Source organism: Rhizobium sp. 007, from assembly GCF_015353075.1.
In the GTDB taxonomy this organism is placed as follows: Bacteria; Pseudomonadota; Alphaproteobacteria; order Rhizobiales; family Rhizobiaceae; genus Rhizobium.
In genome coordinates this window covers 1,136,209-1,153,546 of sequence record NZ_CP064187.1, presented here as the reverse complement: position 1 = coordinate 1,153,546, position 17,338 = coordinate 1,136,209, and the positions used below count along the sequence as shown (strand labels likewise).

The 17,338-nt window shown below is 61.2% G+C and carries 16 protein-coding genes and 1 pseudogene; 12 read left to right on the top strand and 5 right to left on the bottom strand.

Annotated elements, in window-relative coordinates; all coding sequences use genetic code 11:
* Positions 1–73: 73 nt before the first annotated feature.
* Entirely contained in the window at positions 74–562 is a 489-nt protein-coding gene (ruvX, locus tag ISN39_RS05665; protein WP_039844596.1) for a Holliday junction resolvase RuvX, read from the top strand.
* Here the strand turns inward: ruvX and ISN39_RS05660 are convergent.
* The 3 genes from ISN39_RS05660 to ISN39_RS05650 form a co-directional block, all read right to left on the bottom strand.
* On the bottom strand, positions 505–831 hold the full coding sequence (locus tag ISN39_RS05660) for a DUF6105 family protein (RefSeq protein WP_074067474.1): 327 nt from the start codon (positions 829–831) through the stop codon (positions 505–507). The two genes, ruvX and ISN39_RS05660, sit on opposite strands and share 58 nt — an antisense overlap.
* A complete protein-coding gene (locus ISN39_RS05655) occupies positions 828–998 on the bottom strand; it encodes a hypothetical protein (RefSeq protein ID WP_194729429.1) in 171 nt (56 codons plus the stop codon). Before ISN39_RS05655 ends, ISN39_RS05660 begins: the two co-directional genes overlap by 4 nt.
* A gap of 120 nt (positions 999–1,118) precedes the next feature.
* Positions 1,119–1,778 carry a TetR/AcrR family transcriptional regulator gene (locus tag ISN39_RS05650; RefSeq protein WP_194729428.1) on the bottom strand — a complete coding sequence of 220 codons (660 nt, stop codon included), beginning with the start codon at positions 1,776–1,778 and terminating at the stop codon, positions 1,119–1,121.
* Positions 1,779–1,881: 103 nt separating this feature from the next.
* Here ISN39_RS05650 and ISN39_RS05645 point away from each other — a divergent pair, with 103 nt between their 5' ends.
* Complete coding sequence (locus ISN39_RS05645; RefSeq protein WP_246763279.1) at positions 1,882–2,094, top strand: type II toxin-antitoxin system VapB family antitoxin; 213 nt, start codon at positions 1,882–1,884, stop codon at positions 2,092–2,094.
* Between the two features lie 42 nt (positions 2,095–2,136).
* Here the strand turns inward: ISN39_RS05645 and ISN39_RS05640 are convergent, their stop codons facing one another.
* Entirely contained in the window at positions 2,137–3,786 is a 1,650-nt protein-coding gene (locus tag ISN39_RS05640; RefSeq protein WP_074067469.1) for an acyl-CoA dehydrogenase family protein, read from the bottom strand.
* 178 nt (positions 3,787–3,964) lie between these two features.
* Between ISN39_RS05640 and ISN39_RS05635 the strand changes: the two genes are divergently transcribed.
* From ISN39_RS05635 to rpmG, 10 genes and pseudogenes are all read left to right on the top strand, one after another.
* On the top strand, positions 3,965–4,906 hold the full coding sequence (locus ISN39_RS05635) for an aspartate carbamoyltransferase catalytic subunit (protein ID WP_194729427.1): 942 nt from the start codon (positions 3,965–3,967) through the stop codon (positions 4,904–4,906).
* The gene (locus ISN39_RS05630; protein ID WP_194729426.1) at positions 4,903–6,195 is read left to right on the top strand and encodes a dihydroorotase; all 1,293 of its coding nucleotides are present in this window, start codon (positions 4,903–4,905) and stop codon (positions 6,193–6,195) included. The genes ISN39_RS05635 and ISN39_RS05630 overlap by 4 nt, the downstream gene beginning before the upstream one ends.
* A gap of 177 nt (positions 6,196–6,372) precedes the next feature.
* A complete protein-coding gene (gene plsY / locus ISN39_RS05625; RefSeq protein ID WP_074067465.1) occupies positions 6,373–6,993 on the top strand; it encodes a glycerol-3-phosphate 1-O-acyltransferase PlsY in 621 nt (206 codons plus the stop codon).
* A gap of 1 nt (position 6,994) precedes the next feature.
* Positions 6,995–7,234: pseudogene (locus ISN39_RS36115) on the top strand (DNA-protecting protein DprA); the annotation flags it as partial.
* A gap of 56 nt (positions 7,235–7,290) precedes the next feature.
* The gene (locus ISN39_RS05620) at positions 7,291–7,485 is read left to right on the top strand and encodes a hypothetical protein (RefSeq protein WP_194729425.1); all 195 of its coding nucleotides are present in this window, start codon (positions 7,291–7,293) and stop codon (positions 7,483–7,485) included.
* Between the two features lie 440 nt (positions 7,486–7,925).
* Complete coding sequence (topA, locus tag ISN39_RS05615; protein ID WP_194730111.1) at positions 7,926–10,586, top strand: type I DNA topoisomerase; 2,661 nt, start codon at positions 7,926–7,928, stop codon at positions 10,584–10,586.
* 2 nt (positions 10,587–10,588) lie between these two features.
* The gene (gene rnr, locus ISN39_RS05610; protein WP_194729424.1) at positions 10,589–12,961 is read left to right on the top strand and encodes a ribonuclease R; all 2,373 of its coding nucleotides are present in this window, start codon (positions 10,589–10,591) and stop codon (positions 12,959–12,961) included.
* 108 nt (positions 12,962–13,069) lie between these two features.
* Complete coding sequence (locus tag ISN39_RS05605) at positions 13,070–13,531, top strand: DUF983 domain-containing protein (RefSeq protein WP_194729423.1); 462 nt, start codon at positions 13,070–13,072, stop codon at positions 13,529–13,531.
* A gap of 231 nt (positions 13,532–13,762) precedes the next feature.
* A complete protein-coding gene (locus ISN39_RS05600) occupies positions 13,763–14,947 on the top strand; it encodes an MFS transporter (protein WP_039844585.1) in 1,185 nt (394 codons plus the stop codon).
* A gap of 93 nt (positions 14,948–15,040) precedes the next feature.
* On the top strand, positions 15,041–15,208 hold the full coding sequence (gene rpmG, locus ISN39_RS05595; protein ID WP_003547442.1) for a 50S ribosomal protein L33: 168 nt from the start codon (positions 15,041–15,043) through the stop codon (positions 15,206–15,208).
* A 746-nt stretch (positions 15,209–15,954) separates the two neighbouring features.
* Here the strand turns inward: rpmG and ISN39_RS05590 are convergent.
* Positions 15,955–17,328, bottom strand: a complete 1,374-nt coding sequence (locus ISN39_RS05590; RefSeq protein ID WP_194729422.1) for a PleD family two-component system response regulator — start codon at positions 17,326–17,328, stop codon at positions 15,955–15,957.
* Positions 17,329–17,338: the final 10 nt, after the last annotated feature.

Here is a 17,338-nt window from a genome sequence, read left to right as displayed (position 1 = left end):
CTAAGGACATATCCGGTATGGCCACAAAGAAAAGCGGCCAATGCTTCAATTTCTTTTGACGGGATGAACGACGATGACGGTGCTGACGATCGAGGAACTGGCGGCTGTGTTGCGGTCCGGACAGGCGATCGCCGGGCTAGATCTTGGCACAAAGACGATCGGCCTTGCGATGTCCGATCTCGGGCGGCGTTTCGCAACGCCGCGGCCGGTCATCAAACGGCAGAAGTTCACGATTGACGCCGAAGTGCTGCTTGCTTTTGCCGCGAAGGAAAAAGTCTCCGGTTTCGTCATCGGACTGCCGATGAACATGGATGGCTCGGCCGGTCCGCGCGTTCAGGCGACGAGAGCCTTCGTGCGCAACATGGAGCAAAAGACCGCCCTGCCTTTTGTCTATTGGGACGAGCGGCTTTCGACGGTTGCGGCGGAACGGGCGCTGATCGAGATGGATGTGTCGCGCGCCAAACGTGCCGGGCGGATCGATTCGGCCGCCGCCAGCTTCATTCTTCAGGGGGCGCTGGACAGGCTCTCGCTGCTCGCCAGATCGGACGATTTCGAGGCCTGACGCGCCTTCCACCAGGCAATGAGCTTCCTGCGCTTGCGAAAGCCTATGATGGCGAAGACGACGAGGCTGTCGACAGCGATCGCGCGCGCGACAAGCGGCGGAATGGTTTCCGGCGGTACGCCGAGCACATCGCCGTAAATCTGGAAGGTCAGGTCATGAACCTGGCGCGTCAGCATGAAGATGCCGAAGTTCATGTCGTAGTAGGAAAGCCAGTACCAGCCGCCCAGAAAGGCGATCGGTCCCAACCAGAAGACCAGGAACCACTTCATGCGGCCTCCCCTTCCTGCCGGCTCAAAGACGCGTCGGGAGTGACCGCCCATGTCGACATTGCCATGACGCTCAAAACCAGTGCAGGCACGGCGATATCCAGCGCAAGCACCGCGAAAAACATCATCGCGGCAAAGAGCAGCATGGCTTTGGCAGCTTTGGTTCCCATGATTCCGACAGCTAAGATTTAGACTGCGGATACCCTGTCCCGTTAACCCGCAGGGTGCAATGTAAACCATTCGTTAAGGTTAACGGCCGGGTCGCCGCCTGTGGATGACACGAAGCCGCGTCAGCCGTAAACGCCGCGAACGATGCGCTTCAAAGCGGTTGCTGCTTTTTCCCAATCCTTGGGGGTCTTCAGCGCAAGGCCCGCACACTGGCCGCCTGCCGAAGCCGAGAGCACGAGGTGCTGGATCGCGGCAATGAGAATTGCGTTGACGGCGGCGGCATCGACGCCCTTCGGCGGCGCCAGCGAGCCCTTCATGCGCTCCAGCCATTGCGACAGCGCCTTCGAGCGGGATTCGGCAAGCCGCCTCACCTGCTCCGTATTCTCGGAGACTTCCCAGGCGACGATGCGGCGCATCAGCGGGTCGTCGCGAAGCGCCTCGAGGAAAAGCAACGCCAGGCGCTCCATGAGATCGCCGTAGGTGAGCAGAAACATGCCGCCGGTATCTTCCGGAATGCGGTCCCTAACCCAGGTGCCGAGATCGGCGCCGATCGCTTCGACAAGGCCGTTCAGACCGCCATAATAGCGATAGATCAGCTGCTTGTCGCATCCGGCCCGGCGGGCAACCGCGTTAATGCCGAAATTCTGAAACCCCTCTTCCGATAGCAGCGCCTTGGCCGCCCTGAGGATCGCCTTTTCGGTCGCACCGCGGTCGCGGACGCGCTTATCGGCTTCGCTTGCAGCCTGCGGAAGAGCTTCAAGTACCGCGGATTCATTCAACATATCGGATCGCCCAGCCTGTCACTATGCGGTGAGTAGCGAAGCCTTAGCTTGCCGACAATGGGCAGGTCTCGGAAAGCCTGGGGATATTGTTTGAAATGGACGAATGTGTAATCCGGCCAAAGATACACATGCGGCCAACATGCGAACCCATGTAGACATCGACGACGAGCTAAGGGAACAGGCAATGCGCCTCAAAGGCTTGCCGACGAAAAAAGCGACCATCGAGGAAGCCCTGCAAGATCTCATCCGGCGCCGGGCACAGCGCAAAGCTATGGACGAACTGGGAGCGGTCACAGCCTGTTGCATCACGATTTAGATTTCGAACCCATGCGCAAGTTCCTCGGGGTGTTATCTTGCCCTAACCTGCCGGCGGATAGAGCAGGTCCACGATGTAGGTCGCGTCGAAGCGGGAATCGAGCATGCCGTAGGTCGCCCGCCAGCCGCCTGCGAGGCGCGTTTCGATGAAGGCGTCGGCGATGCGGCCGGCACCGAGGCGGTAGAGCTCGGCAGCGGCGGCGGCGAGCGCAAGCTGTTCAACCAGCAGACGGGCCGCGCCCTCGTCCCGTTCGCAGAGCGCCATTGCGGCGCGAAGGACGTCAATCGTCTTCTTGCCGGCCGGGCCGAGGTCGCGGGCAAGGCCGGTGAACACCGTTTCGAAGAGATCCTTGCCGCGCGTCAGCACACGCAGCACATCGAGCGCCATCACGTTACCGGAGCCTTCCCAGATGGCGTTGACCGGGGCTTCACGGTAGTGGCGGGCGATCGGGCGCTCCTCGATGTAGCCGCTGCCGCCGATGCATTCCATCGCCTCATAGATGAGCGCCGGCGCGATCTTGCAGCACCAGTATTTCGCAACCGGCGTCATGACGCGGGCGTAGGCAGCCTCTTCCGCATTGCCGCGGGCCTTGTCGAAAGCGTCAGCGAGGCGGAAGGACAGAGCCGTTGCGGCCGCGACGTCGAGCGCCATATCGGCCAGCACGCGGGTCATGATCGGCTGGTTGACGAGCATCTTGCCGAAGACGCTGCGGCCGCGGGTGTGGTGCACGGCTTCGGCAAGCGAGGCACGCATGATGCCCGACGAGGCAAGCGCGCAGTCAAGACGCGTCAACGTCACCATGTCGAGGATCGTGCGGATGCCTGCATCCGGGCCGCCAAGCAGGAAGCCGAAGGTATCGCTGAACTCGACTTCGGAGGAGGCGTTCGAGCGGTTGCCGACCTTGTCCTTGAGGCGCTGGAATTGCAGGCCATTGGCCGAACCGTCTTCCAGCAGGCGCGGAACCAGGAAGCAGCCCACGCCTTCCTTCGTCTGCGCCAGCATGATGAAAGCATCGCTCATCGGCGCCGACATGAACCATTTGTGGCCCGACAGGCGGTAAATGCCTTCGCTGATCTTTTCGGCTGTGCTCTTGTTGGAGCGGACGTCGGTGCCGCCCTGCTTCTCGGTCATGCCCATCCCGATTGTCACGGCAGACTTCTGCATGGCAGGCTTGTTCGACGAATCATATTTGCGCGAGAGGATCTTCGGCGCCCAATCCTTCTGCACGGCAGGCGAAGCGGAGAGTGCTGCCACCGAAGCGCTCGTCATCGTCAGCGGGCAAAGGTGGCCGGATTCGAGCTGGGCAGTGAGGTAAAAGCGGGCCGCACGGATCTTGTGCGCCTGATCCTTGGCGTCGGCATCGGCCTGTGGATCCCAGACTGAGGAATGCAGGCCGACGGACATCGAGCGGCGCATCAGTGCATGCCATGCCGGGTGAAACTCGACGACATCCAGACGCTCGCCGCGCGGACCATGGGTGCGAAGCTGCGGCGTACCCTGGTTTGCCATGCGCGCCAGCTCCTGCGCCTCCGGCGAGGTCACGTAGCGGCCCATGTTTTCCAGGTCCTCGCGCGTGCCGCGCGGCAACGCCGCAGTCAAGTCGACGATCAGCGGATCGGACCGGTAGGCATTGATGCCGGACCAGAGACTTGGCTGGTTCAGCTCGGCGAGTTTTTCTTCAGCGGATGTCATGAGTCGCTTCTAGTGCAAGAGACAGGCAAAGGGAAAGCGGAAGTTCGAGCTTTCCCGCTTCAGCTCTAGCGAATTTACGACAAAATTGCATGGGGACGTAAGCCTTTGTCCGCAGCACATGCTTGCCCCTCACCGCGCCACTCATTATAGAGCGCGTGACACAGCAAGAGGCAGGTTCATGGTCTTCTTTCCCCACCGCCACCTCATCGGCATAAAAGGCCTCACGGAGCAGGATATCACCTACCTGCTCGACAAGGCGGATGAGGCCGTCAAGATCAGCCGGCAGCGCGAGAAGAAGACATCGACCCTTCGCGGCCTGACGCAGATCAACCTCTTCTTCGAAGCCTCGACACGGACGCAAGCCTCCTTCGAACTCGCCGGAAAGCGCCTTGGCGCCGACGTCATGAATATGCCGGTCGGCAATTCCTCGGTGAAGAAGGGCGAAACGCTGATCGATACGGCGATGACGCTGAATGCGATGCGGCCGGACGTGCTGGTGATCCGCCATTCGAGCGCCGGTGCCGCCGCACTCCTGGCGCAAAAGGTCTCCTGCTCGGTGGTCAATGCCGGCGACGGCCAGCACGAGCATCCGACGCAAGCGCTGCTCGACGCGCTGACGATCCGCCGCGCCAAGGGCAGGCTGTCGCGCATCATCGTGGCGATCTGTGGCGACGTGCTCCATTCGCGGGTGGCGCGCTCGAACATCCTGCTTCTGAATGCCATGGGCGCGCGGGTCCGTGTCGTCGCACCGGCGACGCTGCTTCCGGCCGGCATCGCGGAGATGGGCGTCGAGGTCTTCCACTCGATGAAGGAAGGGCTGAAGGACGCCGATGTGGTTATGATGCTGCGCCTCCAGCGCGAGCGGATGTCCGGCGCCTTCGTGCCTTCGGTGCGGGAATATTTCCATTTCTATGGGCTTGATGCGGAAACTCTGAAAGCTGCCAAGGACGATGCGCTGGTGATGCATCCGGGACCGATGAACCGCGGGGTGGAAATCTCATCCGAGGTGGCGGATGGACCGCAGAGCGTGATTGCCGAACAGGTGGAAATGGGGGTCGCGGTGCGCATGGCGGTGATGGAGACCTTGCTTGTGTCTCAGAACCGGGGGCCGCGGGCATGACGAACTCGATCGTTCTCAAGAATGTTCGCATCATCGATCCTTCGCGCAATCTCGATGAGATCGGCACGATCATCGTCAAGGACGGCATGATTGCGGCAGCCGGAAAGGATGCGCAGAACCAGGGGGCGCCGGAAGGTGCCACGGTTCGCGATTGCAGCGGTCTCGTCGCAACGCCGGGCCTGGTCGATGCATGCGTCAATATCGGCGAGCCGGGCGCCGAACACCGCGAGACGATCGCTTCGGCGAGCCGGGCGGCGGCCGCAGGAGGCGTCACCTCGATCATCATGATGCCAGACACCGATCCTGTCATCGATGACATCGCGCTGGTCGAATTCGTCAAGAAAACGGCGAGGGACACGGCGCTCGTCAACATCTATCCGGCTGCGGCGATCACCAAGCATCTGGCCGGCGAGGAGATGACCGAGATCGGCCTGCTGATGGAAGCCGGAGCCGTCGCCTTCACGGATGGCCGTTCCAGCGTTCACGACACGCAGGTGCTGCGGCGGGTAATGACCTATGCGCGGGAATTCGGCGCCGTCATCTCCTGCGAGACCCGCGACAAATATCTCGGCGCCACCGGCGTCATGCATGAAGGATTGCTTGCCAGCTGGCTCGGTCTCGGGGGCATTCCGAAGGAAGCGGAACTCATTCCTCTTGAACGAGATCTCCGCATCGCGCAGCTGACACGCGGCACGTATCATGCGGCGATGATCTCGGTACCGGAGTCGGTCGAGGCGATCGAGCTTGCGAAGAGCCGCGGCGCCAAGGTGACCTGCGGCATCTCGATCAACAACCTGGCGCTTAACGAAAACGACATCGGCGAGTACCGTACCTTCTTCAAGCTCTATCCGCCGCTGCGCTCCGAAGACGACCGCGTGGCGATGGTGGATGCGCTGGCGAGAGGCGCAATCGACATCATCGTTTCTTCGCATGATCCGCAGGATGTCGATACCAAACGGCTGCCTTTCGGCGAAGCGGCTGATGGCGCAGTGGGTCTTGAGACGATGCTTGCAGCGGCCCTGCGCCTCCACCACAGCGACCAGGTGAGTCTGATGCGGCTGATCGATGCGATGTCGACGCGCCCTGCGCAGATCTTCGGCCTGAAAGCCGGCACGCTAAAGCCGGGTGCCAAAGCCGATATCGCGCTGATCGATCTCGACGAGCCTTGGCTTGTCTCGGAAGACATGCTTCTCTCGCGCTCGAAGAATACGCCTTTCGAGGATGCGCGCTTCAGCGGACGGGCTGTCGCGACCTATGTCGCGGGAAAGCTGGTTTACGGATTGGAATAAAGTGGGAGTTGCCCCTCATCCGCCTTGCCGGGCACCTTCTCCCCGCAGGCGTGGTGAAGGTGACTCGCAGCGTCGTTTCGTCCTTCGCAAAGGGCGCGCTGTGCAGGTTCCCTGGCCCCGCTTGCGGGGAGAGGTCAGGGTGAGGGGTAAGCCCATTGGACGAAAGGGATGGAGTAAATGATCTCTGACTTGATGACCTGGCAGATTACACCGCCGCTGGCGCTTGCGGCGGCCGCGATCGGCTACCTGCTGGGCTCCATCCCCTTCGGCCTTATCCTGACGCAGGCGGCGGGGCTCGGCGATGTGCGCAGCATCGGCTCCGGCAATATCGGCGCGACCAATGTGCTGCGCACCGGCAACAAGAAGCTTGCGGCTGCGACCCTGTTGCTCGATGCGCTGAAGGCGTCGGCCGCAGCCTGGATCGTCGGTTATTTCCTTGGCGGGGAAGCGGGCATCATTGCCGGCTTCTTTGCCTTCATCGGCCACCTCTTCCCCGTCTGGATCGGCTTCAAGGGCGGCAAAGGCGTTGCCACCTATATCGGCACGCTGCTTGGCGTCGCGCCGGTCATGGTTCTGCTTTTCGGCGCCGTATGGCTCGCGGTTGCCTTTACCACCCGTTACTCGTCGCTGTCGGCGCTGGTCGCGATGCTTGTCATCCCGGTTGCATTGTGGATATTGGGAGCCGAGAAGGTTGCAGCGGTCATGGCCGTGATGTCGGTCATCTCCTATTACAAGCACAAGGCCAACATTTCCCGCCTCATGAGTGGGACGGAGAGCAAGATCGGGGCAAAGGGATAAGATGGACGCGGCAAGCGCAAGGCCGGAGGGAATTGCGCTGAGGAAACGGCAACGGATTGCCTGGCTGCGGCTGATCGCTCCGACAATGTCGGCCCCGCCCACCTTCCGCGACCTCATCCATCATTTTCGGCTCGCGCAAACCGCGCTCTCGGTGCTTTCGGAGCTCTCGTCGCGCGGCGGCGCCACGCGCGCAACCCGCATCGCGACCGAAGCCGAGGCGCATCGGGAACTGGAACCGGCGCAAATTCGGCACCCCTTCGTCGACGTGATCGAAGGTGCCCCGCTGGCGGAAGGGACATGCTGCCGGCCGATGTTCCCGAGCGCGCCAGGATCGTCGATGCGCTGGGCCGAAACCGGTCGAGATCGATACGATCATCCGGCACACCGGGCTCTCCGTCTCGGCGGTCTATCTCGTTTCTGCTTGAGCTTGATATCGGCGCAAGGCTGCACCGGCATCCCGGCTGCCTCGTCTCCCTTGCGATGGGCGATTGAGCTTCCTACATGCGGTTGTGAAGCTCGCCGGCCTCGACATAGGCCATCTCGATCAGACAGCACAGCATAATCCACCTCTTCCTTTTCGGCGACCTGACGCAACTCGGCGAGCATCTGGCGGATGGATGCGATTTTTCCCCGCGAGGCCGATCCATCGCTGTTCTTCTTTTCAACCTTGGGCGCCATGAAGGGACTCTGGACGATTACGGACCGCTGCTTGCAAGGAGCCCTGGCCGACTTGAAAAACGATAACCATAATACCTAAAATTGCAATGCGTTTCTAAATCTCTCTTTGGTTGCATTGGATTGTAACGCCTAAAATTCAGCAAACCCCTTGACCGGAACGATTTCCCTGTCCATGTCGGAGGGCCGGTATTCTTCGGGCGGCAAGTATTACGCTCTTCTCCTCGCCGGGCGCGGTAGTTTTTTAGAGAATCATGATGAATGTTGTAGTGGTGGAATCGCCTGCCAAGGCCAAGACGATCAACAAGTATCTGGGCTCCGGATACAAGGTGCTCGCCTCCTTCGGCCATGTGCGCGATCTGCCTGCCAAGGACGGCTCTGTTCTTCCTGACCAGGACTTCGAAATGCTTTGGGAGGTCGACAGCGCCTCGGCCAAGCGCATGAAGGATATCGCAGACGCGGTGAAGTCTTCCGACGGGCTCATCCTCGCAACCGACCCGGATCGCGAGGGTGAAGCGATCTCCTGGCACGTGCTCGACGTCCTGAACAAGAAGCGCGTGCTGAACGGCAAGTCGGTGAAGCGCGTCGTCTTCAACGCCATCACCAAGAAGGCGGTTCTGGACGCGATGGCCGAGCCCCGGGACATCGACGTACCGCTGGTCGATGCCTATCTCGCACGCCGCGCGCTCGATTACCTCGTCGGCTTCAATCTTTCGCCGGTTCTCTGGCGCAAATTGCCGGGCGCCCGTTCGGCCGGTCGCGTGCAATCGGTCGCGCTGCGTCTCGTCTGCGACCGCGAAACCGAGATCGAGCGCTTCATCTCGGAAGAATACTGGAACATCTCGGCCCTCCTGAAGACGCCGCGCGGGGATGAATTCGAGGCCAAGCTGGTTGCAGCCAATGGCAAACGGTTGCAGGCGCGATCGATCGCCAATGGCGAAGACGCCGCCAAGCTGAAATCCCTGCTCGAGGGGGCAGCCTATGTCGTCGACAGCGTCGAGGCAAAGCCCGTCAAGCGCAACCCGGGACCGCCGTTCACGACTTCGACGCTGCAGCAGGCGGCCTCCTCCAAGCTTGGTTTCTCTGCATCGCGCACGATGCAGATCGCCCAGAGACTCTACGAGGGTGTTGATATCGGCGGCGAGACGGTCGGTCTCATCACTTATATGCGTACCGATGGCGTGCAGATGGCACCCGAAGCGATCGATGCGGCGCGACGCGCCATCGTCGATCAGTTCGGCGAGCGCTACATGCCGGAGAAGGCCCGTTTCTATTCCACCAAGGCGAAGAACGCCCAGGAAGCGCACGAAGCAATCCGTCCGACGGATTTCTACCGTTCGCCTGACCGCGTGCGGAAATTCCTCGATGCCGATCAGATCAAGCTCTACGACCTGATCTGGAAGCGCGGCATTGCGAGCCAGATGGCCTCGGCCGAAATCGAGCGCACGACGGCCGAAATCACTGCTGACAACAATGGCCAGAAGGCCGGCCTGCGCGCCGTCGGATCCGTCATCCGGTTTGACGGCTTCATTGCGGCTTACACCGACCAGAAGGAAGACGGCGAACAGAGCGACGAAGGCGACGAAGGCGGCCGCCTGCCGGAGATCAATGCGCGCGAGAACCTCGCAAAGCAGAAAATCAACTCGACGCAGCACTTCACCGAACCGCCGCCGCGCTATTCGGAAGCGACACTGATCAAGAAGATGGAAGAGCTCGGCATCGGCCGTCCCTCCACCTACGCCGCGACGCTCGCAACGCTCCGCGACCGCGAATATGTGACGATCGACAAGCGCAAGCTGATCCCCCATTCCAAAGGACGGCTGGTGACGGCGTTCCTCGAGAGCTTCTTCACCAAATATGTCGAATACGATTTCACCGCCGACCTTGAAGAGAAGCTCGACCGGATCTCGGCAGGCGAGCTCAACTGGAAACAGGTGCTTCGCGAGTTCTGGAAGGATTTCTTCTCGCAGATCGAGGATACAAAGGAACTGCGCGTCACCAATGTGCTCGACTCGCTGAACGAACAGCTGGCGCCGCTCGTCTTCCCGAAGCGGGAGGACGGTAGCGATCCGCGCATCTGCCAGGTCTGCGGTACCGGCAACCTGTCGCTGAAGCTTGGCAAATACGGCGCCTTCGTCGGCTGCTCGAACTATCCGGAATGCAATTACACCCGCCAGCTCACCTCCGAAAACGGCGCAGAAGCCGAAGGTGGGGCACAAAACGAACCGAAGAACCTCGGCACCGATCCGGTGACCGGCGAGGAGCTGACGCTGCGCTCGGGCCGCTTCGGCCCTTACATCCAGCGCGGCGACGGCAAGGATGCCAAGCGCGCTTCGCTGCCGAAGGGCTGGAAGCCGGAAGACATCGACTACGAGAAGGCGATGGCGCTGATCTCGCTGCCGCGCGACATCGGCAAGCACCCGGAAACCGGCAAGATGATCTCCTCCGGTATCGGGCGCTACGGCCCATTCCTGCTGCATGACGGCGGCTATGCCAATCTGGAAAGCGTCGAGGACGTGTTTTCGATCGGCCTCAACCGTGCGGTAACGCTGATTGCCGAGAAGGCGAACAAGGCTCCGGGCGGCCGCGGACGTGGAACACCGGTGGCGCTCAAGGAGTTGGGCGAGCATCCGGATGGCGGCGCAATCACCGTTCGTGACGGCAAGTATGGTCCCTATGTGAGCTGGGGCAAGGTGAACGCCACGCTGCCGAGGGGCAAGGATCCGCAGGCAATCACGGTCGAGGAGGCACTGGCCCTGATCGCCGCCAAGGCCAGCAAGGCGCCGGCGGCCAAGGGCAGAGCAAAACCGAAGGCAAAGGCTGCCGCTTCCGAAGGCAAGGCGACGAAAAGCGCCGCCAAGTCCAAGGCTAAAGCCGCTGCGAAAGCGAAAGCGCCCGCGAAAACGAAGAAGAGCTGAGAGTGAGCAGGAATCCGCGCGAAAGAACGAAGACCATGGGCAAGCGCCCGGGGAAGATCGGCCGCGCGAGCCGCGATGCCGCTCCCGTCGAACCGCTGAACATCGTGCACGGCGCATTGCCGTCGCGCGAAGTCATTTTGCGCTTCATCGCCGAACATCCGCAAAAGGCGTCCAAACGCGAGCTCGCCAAGGCCTTCGGCCTCAAGGGCGACAGCCGCGTCGAACTCAAGCACATGCTACGGGACCTCGAACAGGAAGGCATGCTGCAGAAGACACGGAAGTCGCTGATCCGGCCAGGCGCACTGCCGCCCGTAACCGTTCTCGACATCACCACACGCGACAAGGACGGCGAACTGATCGCCCGGCCGGCGGAATGGCCGGAGGATCAGGGCGTTGCGCCTGCCGTCGCGATCCGCCAGACGTCGCCTGCCGGACGTCAGGGCAAGGGAAAGACACCCGTTGCCGGAATGGGTGACCGCGTCGTGGCGAAGATTTTCCCGGCGGCTGACCGCGGCGGACCGGCCTATACCGCGCGCATCATCAAGATCATCGACAAGCGCCGCGGCGCGACCATGGGTGTTTTCCGCACCGCCCCCGGCGGCGCTGGACGGCTGCTGCCGATCGAACGGCGCGGCGAAGAAATGCTGATCGATCCGGACTATACCGGCGACGCCAAGGACGGCGACCTCGTCGAAGTCGAGATCGCGCGCCTCGGACGCTTCGGCCTGCCGCGCGCAAAGGTGCTGTCGGTCGTCGGTTCCGTCGCCTCGGAAAAGGCGATCTCGATGATCGCGATCCACGCGCACGGCATTCCGCATGTCTTTCCGCAGCCGGTGATCGACGAAGCCGATGCGGCCAGGCCCGCGACGATGTCGCATCGCGAGGATTGGCGCGACGTGCCGCTGATCACCATCGACCCGGCCGATGCGAAGGATCACGACGACGCGGTCTATGCCGAACCGGACCCTTCCCCCGACAACCCGGGCGGCGTGATCATCACCGTGGCGATCGCCGATGTCTCCTACTATGTGAGGTCCAATTCGGCACTCGACCGCGAAGCGCTGAAGCGCGGCAATTCGGTCTATTTCCCCGATCGCGTCGTGCCGATGCTGCCGGAGCGCATCTCCAACGATCTCTGCTCGCTGAAGGAAGGCGTCGACCGGCCGGCGCTTGCCGTGCGCATGGTCTTTTCGAAGGAAGGCCGCAAGGCCGGACATACGTTCCACCGCATCATGATGAAAAGTGCGGCGAAGCTTTCCTACAGCAACGCGCAGGCGGCGATCGACGGCAAGCCAGACGACAAGACCGGGCCGATGCTGGAACCGATCCTGAAGCCGCTCTGGCACGCCTACGAAGTGATAAGACGCGGCCGTGAGAGGCGCCAGCCGCTCGAACTCGATATGCCCGAGCGCAAGATCCTGCTGAAACCGGACGGCACGGTGGACCGCGTCGTCGTGCCGCCGCGGCTCGACGCGCACAAGCTCATCGAAGAAATGATGATCCAGGCCAATGTCTGCGCGGCCGAAACGCTCGAGAAGAAGCGTCAGGTGCTAATCTATCGCGTCCACGACGGCCCGACGCTCGCCAAGCAGGAGATCCTGCGCGAATTTCTGGCGACGCTCGGAATCTCGCTTGCTAAGGGCGGCAATGTGCGGGCGAACAGCTTCAACGGCATCCTGGCAAAAGCCGAGAACACGCCGCATCAGACGATGGTCAACGAGATGGTCCTGCGCTCGCAGAGCCAGGCGATCTACAGCCCGGAGAATATCGGCCATTTCGGGCTGAACCTGATGAAATATGCGCATTTCACCTCGCCGATCCGCCGCTATGCGGACCTGATCGTTCATCGTGCGCTGGTCGGCTCGCTCGGTCTTGGCGAAGGCGGCATCACACCGCAGGAAGAGGCCGCGCTCGACGACATCGCCGCCGAAATCTCCACCTTCGAGCGCCGTGCAATGGCCGCGGAGCGCGAGACGGTCGACCGGCTGGTCGCCCATCATCTCAGCACGCGTGTCGGGGAAGAGTTCAAGGGGCGCGTATCGGGCGTCACGAAATCGGGACTATTTGTCGCCCTCCCCGACTATGGAGCCGACGGCTTCGTACCTATATCTACGCTCGGCACGGACTACTTCATCTACGATGAGGCGCATCAGGCGCTGTCGGGTGAGAGGACCGGGCTGGGGTACCGTCTCGGAGACGATGTCACCGTAAAGCTTGCCGAAGCGATCCCGCTCGCCGGCGCGCTTCGCTTCGAGATGATAAGCGAAGGACGCAACATGCCGACGGCAGTGCGCTCGTTCCACAAGGCAGGCCGCCGTGACAACCGGCAGGCCCGCAAGATGGCCGGGACAAGGCCGCCAAGGGGGCGGCGATAGGGCATCCTTTTCGGGATGCTCTGCATTTGAAGTAAGGAGCGTCGCTTCTCCGCCAGGCGGCGGGTTGCGGCGCTTCGTGCGTGTAGGGACGCTCGAAAAGGAACGATCATGACCACTGCATCGACCGAACAACCGGTCCGCTATGGGGACGCAGAAAAGGCCGAGCGTCCGCTCGGCCGCTCCATCATGCGCGGCATGCTGAACCGTTGTCCGCATTGCGGCAGCGGCAAGCTTTTCAGGGCTTTTCTGAAGCCCGTCGACCATTGCGCCGCCTGCGGCGAGGCCATGCACCATCACCGCTCCGACGACCTGCCGCCCTATCTCGTCATCCTCGTTCTCGGCCACGTCGTGGTCGGCGGCTACATGATGACCGACATGATCTGGCCGCTGCCGCTCTGGCTGACGCTGGCGATCTGGGCTCCCATCACCGTTCTGACCGCCCTCGTCTCGATCCAGCCGATCAAGGGCGGCGTCATCGGCCTGCAATGGGCGCTTCGCCTGCATGGTTTCGGCGACCAGAACGACGATCACGACGATTACGATATCCCCGGCCGCGGGCGCTCATCGTAAGCAGTCCTGCACCTTCACCGTCCAGACATAATTCGCGTGTAGTGGGCAACGCTCGCCGGCGCTGCAGGATTGCAGCGCCAGTCCTGAGTGATCACGAGCTGGATTATTTGATCTATTGCCATCGGCACCGGACTTTCCGTAAAGCACAACCCGTCACTTGGATTTGGCACGCGTGTGTCTTTCTATGTGCCACAAACGGGCGATTCGTTTCAGTCATTCAAGGATGGATTCATGTCTCAGCCGAGAAACGGCACACCGGGCGATGTCGAGGAAATCCATTGGCCGTCGCTGGTTGCCGCCGTCTCGTCGATTTCCGCTGTCGGTATCGCGATCGGCCTCGGACTTCCGCTTCTCAGCATCATCCTGGAAAAGCGCGGTATCCCCTCAACGCTCATCGGCCTCAATACGGCCATGGCAGGGATCGCCGCCATGGCTGCCGCCCCGATCACCACAAAGCTCGCGCATAAATACGGGGTCGCCCCGACAATGCTCTGGGCGGTGGTGATTTCCGCGCTCAGCTCGCTCGGATTTTACTACGCCGAGAATTTCTGGCTTTGGTTCCCATTGCGCTTTGCATTCCACGGCGCGACGACGACCCTGTTCATCCTGTCCGAGTTCTGGATCAATGCCGCCTCACCGCCTACGAAACGAGGCTTCGTGCTTGGCATCTACGCGACAGTGCTTTCGCTCGGTTTCGCGGCGGGCCCCCTGCTCTTCTCGATTCTCGGCAGCGACGGCATACTGCCGTTTCTGGTTGGCGCAGCCGCGATCCTGCTTGCGGCCATCCCGATCTTTATCGCGCGACACGAAAGCCCGATCCTAGAAGAGAAGCCGGAGCTGCACTTCATGCGCTACGTCTTTTTGGTACCGACGGCAACGGCCGCAGTCTTCATTTTCGGCGCGGTCGAGGCGGGCGGCCTTTCACTGTTCCCGATCTATGCGATCCGCGCAAACTTCACCGAATCGCAGGCGGCACTGCTGCTGACGGTCATGGGTATCGGCAATGTGATCTTTCAGATCCCGGTCGGAATGCTCTCCGACCGGATTTCCGACAAGCGCCCGCTGCTTGCCGCCATGGCCTTCATGGGCCTTATCGGCTCGCTGATGCTTCCGCTGCTGTCCCACAGCTGGATCATGATGGCAGGGGTCCTGCTTTTCTGGGGCGGTTGCGTTGCCGGCCTCTACACCGTCGGCCTCAGCCACCTCGGTTCCCGATTGACAGGTTCCGATCTTGCAGCGGCGAATGCCGCCTTCGTCTTCTGTTATGCCGTCGGCACCGTTGCCGGCCCGCAGGCAATCGGAGTTGCTATCGACGTTGCCGGAAACAATGGTTTTGCATATGCGATTGCCTGTTTCTTCGGGCTTTATGCCTTGCTGGCCGGCATAAGACTGCTTTTCCTCCGAAAGCGGGCTTGACTTTTCGGGCCGGATTCGTAGTTTCGCGCCAGAATTTGCCGTGGAGCCCATCCGGCTTTCCACGGCTTTCATTTTCGTAAAGGCAGGACAACCATGGCCAAGGCTACCACAATCAAGATCAAGCTGCTGTCGACGGCCGACACCGGTTTCTTCTACGTCACGACGAAGAACAGCCGTACGATGACGGACAAGATGACGAAGACCAAATATGACCCGGTCGCTAAGAAGCACGTCGAGTTCAAGGAAACCAAGATCAAGTAATTCTTGATCTCAGGTTGTTTAAAAAGCGCGCGCCGTCTGGCTGCGCGCTTTTTTCATTCCTGGATTGTGTTTTTGCCCTCTCAGCGCAAACAAAAACGCCGTCTTTCTCCGTGATGGGAAAGACGGCGTTTTTGGCAAAGGGGGTCGGCCAGCAGGCAAGGCGGCACGAGGAACCGCGAAAAGTTGCGAGCTAGCCGACCGGACCCCACGACCCAGGAGATGCGGCGGACCTGAGCATCATGGGGTATGCGGACTCCTCAAGAGGGAGTGCTTTTCTCTTATGAGCCAATAATTTGCGCAAAAATGAAAGAAAATCAACAAATTCTTAATGATGAGCTATTCCTGCCTGTTCCTATGGTTAAAAGTCCAATTTTGGGGCAGGTGGAGATCAGCCTAATGACTTAGGCGCTCAGGAAATGAACCAGCTTTGCAAAGAAACCAATAGGCACATAGCAGTAACTTTACCGGATGTTGACGTTACGTAAGGTCGCAACATTTCCATTCGGGAAATAGCACTGCTTGCATAGCCGCCTGCCGCTATCCGTGTATTCTTTGACAGAGCGCCTTTGTTCTTCCCGCCGGGGGCAGATGCACCCTGAGAGGGTCACCGACGGCGGTGATCCATTTCCGGGCCTTTTCCACAAAAGAAGCGTGTCCTTTGCCAAGGCCACGATTACAAATTTGTAATGTTCGGCGTTTTCCAGTGAAAAACGATGTCCTGCGCCGGTCCTGAGACAGTATTGCCTTCAGGCTGCGGCAGCAACGACGCGGTTCCGGCCGGTGTTCTTTGCTTCATAAAGAGCAAGATCAGCCTGCTTCATAAGCTGGTCCGGCGTGATGACCGAGGACAGGCGCGAAGAGATACCGAAGGAGGCGGTGACTTTCAGCTCCTGCCCTGCCGATTTCAACCCAAAAGGAATGCTTTCGACGGAGGCCCGCAGGCGCTCGGCAACCGCGGCAGCCACCTCAGGCGACGTATCCGGCATCACCACGACGAACTCCTCGCCGCCATAGCGGCAGGCGAGATCGGCGCCGCGGACGGTCGAGCGGATGCGGTTGGCAAATTCCTTGATCACTTCGTCGCCGGCATCATGGCCGTGCGTGTCGTTCACCTGCTTGAAGCGGTCGATGTCGGTGATCAGCACGGATAGCGGCCGCCCCCGGGCCATCGAGCGGTTGAAGAGAACCTTGAGATGATTGTCGAGGTAGCGGCGGTTGTTGAGACCCGTCAGGGGATCGGTGACGGCAAGCTCGATGGTCTGCTTGACGCTGGCGCGCAGGCGGTCGTTGAAGCGCTTGCGGCGGATCTGCGTCAGGGCCCGGGCGACGAGTTCGTTCGTATCGACCGGACGGACAATGTAGTCGTTGACGCCGAGATCAAGCGCCCGGATGACCATGTCGTCAGCGCCCTGCTCCGTTATGATCAGGATCGGCAGAAAACGGGTGCGCTCCAGCGATCGGAACTGCGAGCAGAGCCGCAAGGGATCGTAATCGTCGAAATTGGCATTGACGATCACGAGTTCGAAGGCGTTCTCGGCAGCGTCGAACAGGGCTGCCTGCGGGTCGGAGATGGCCGTGACATCGGCGATCGGCTTCAGCGCCTTGATGATACGCTCCTGCGAATTGGCGCGGCTGTCGACCAATAGAATCTGTCCGGCTTCTTCCGGGCGCCCTTCGCCGGCACGCAGCAGATCATCGATCCCCATCGTCTCGGCCGTTTCGGCGCGGATGCGCAGTTCATCGCTCAGCGTCTTCAGTCGCAGAAGGCTCTTCACGCGGGAGATGAGCTGCAGGTCGTTGACCGGCTTGGTCAGGAAATCATCGGCGCCCGCCTTCAGGCCGCGCACGCGGTCAGCCGGCTGGTCCAGCGCCGTCACCATCACGACGGGAATATGCGAGGTCTTCGCGCTCGCCTTCAGACGCGCGCAGACCTCGAAGCCGTCAAGCCCCGGCATCATCACATCGAGCAGGATGAGATCGACCTGGTTGCGCTCGCATATCGCCAGCGCCTGATAGCCGTCCGCCGCCGTCAGCACGTCGAAATATTCCGCGAGAAGCCGCGCTTCGAGCAGCTTCACATTCGCCGGAATATCATCAACCACCAATATGCGCGCAGTCATAAACGTCTTT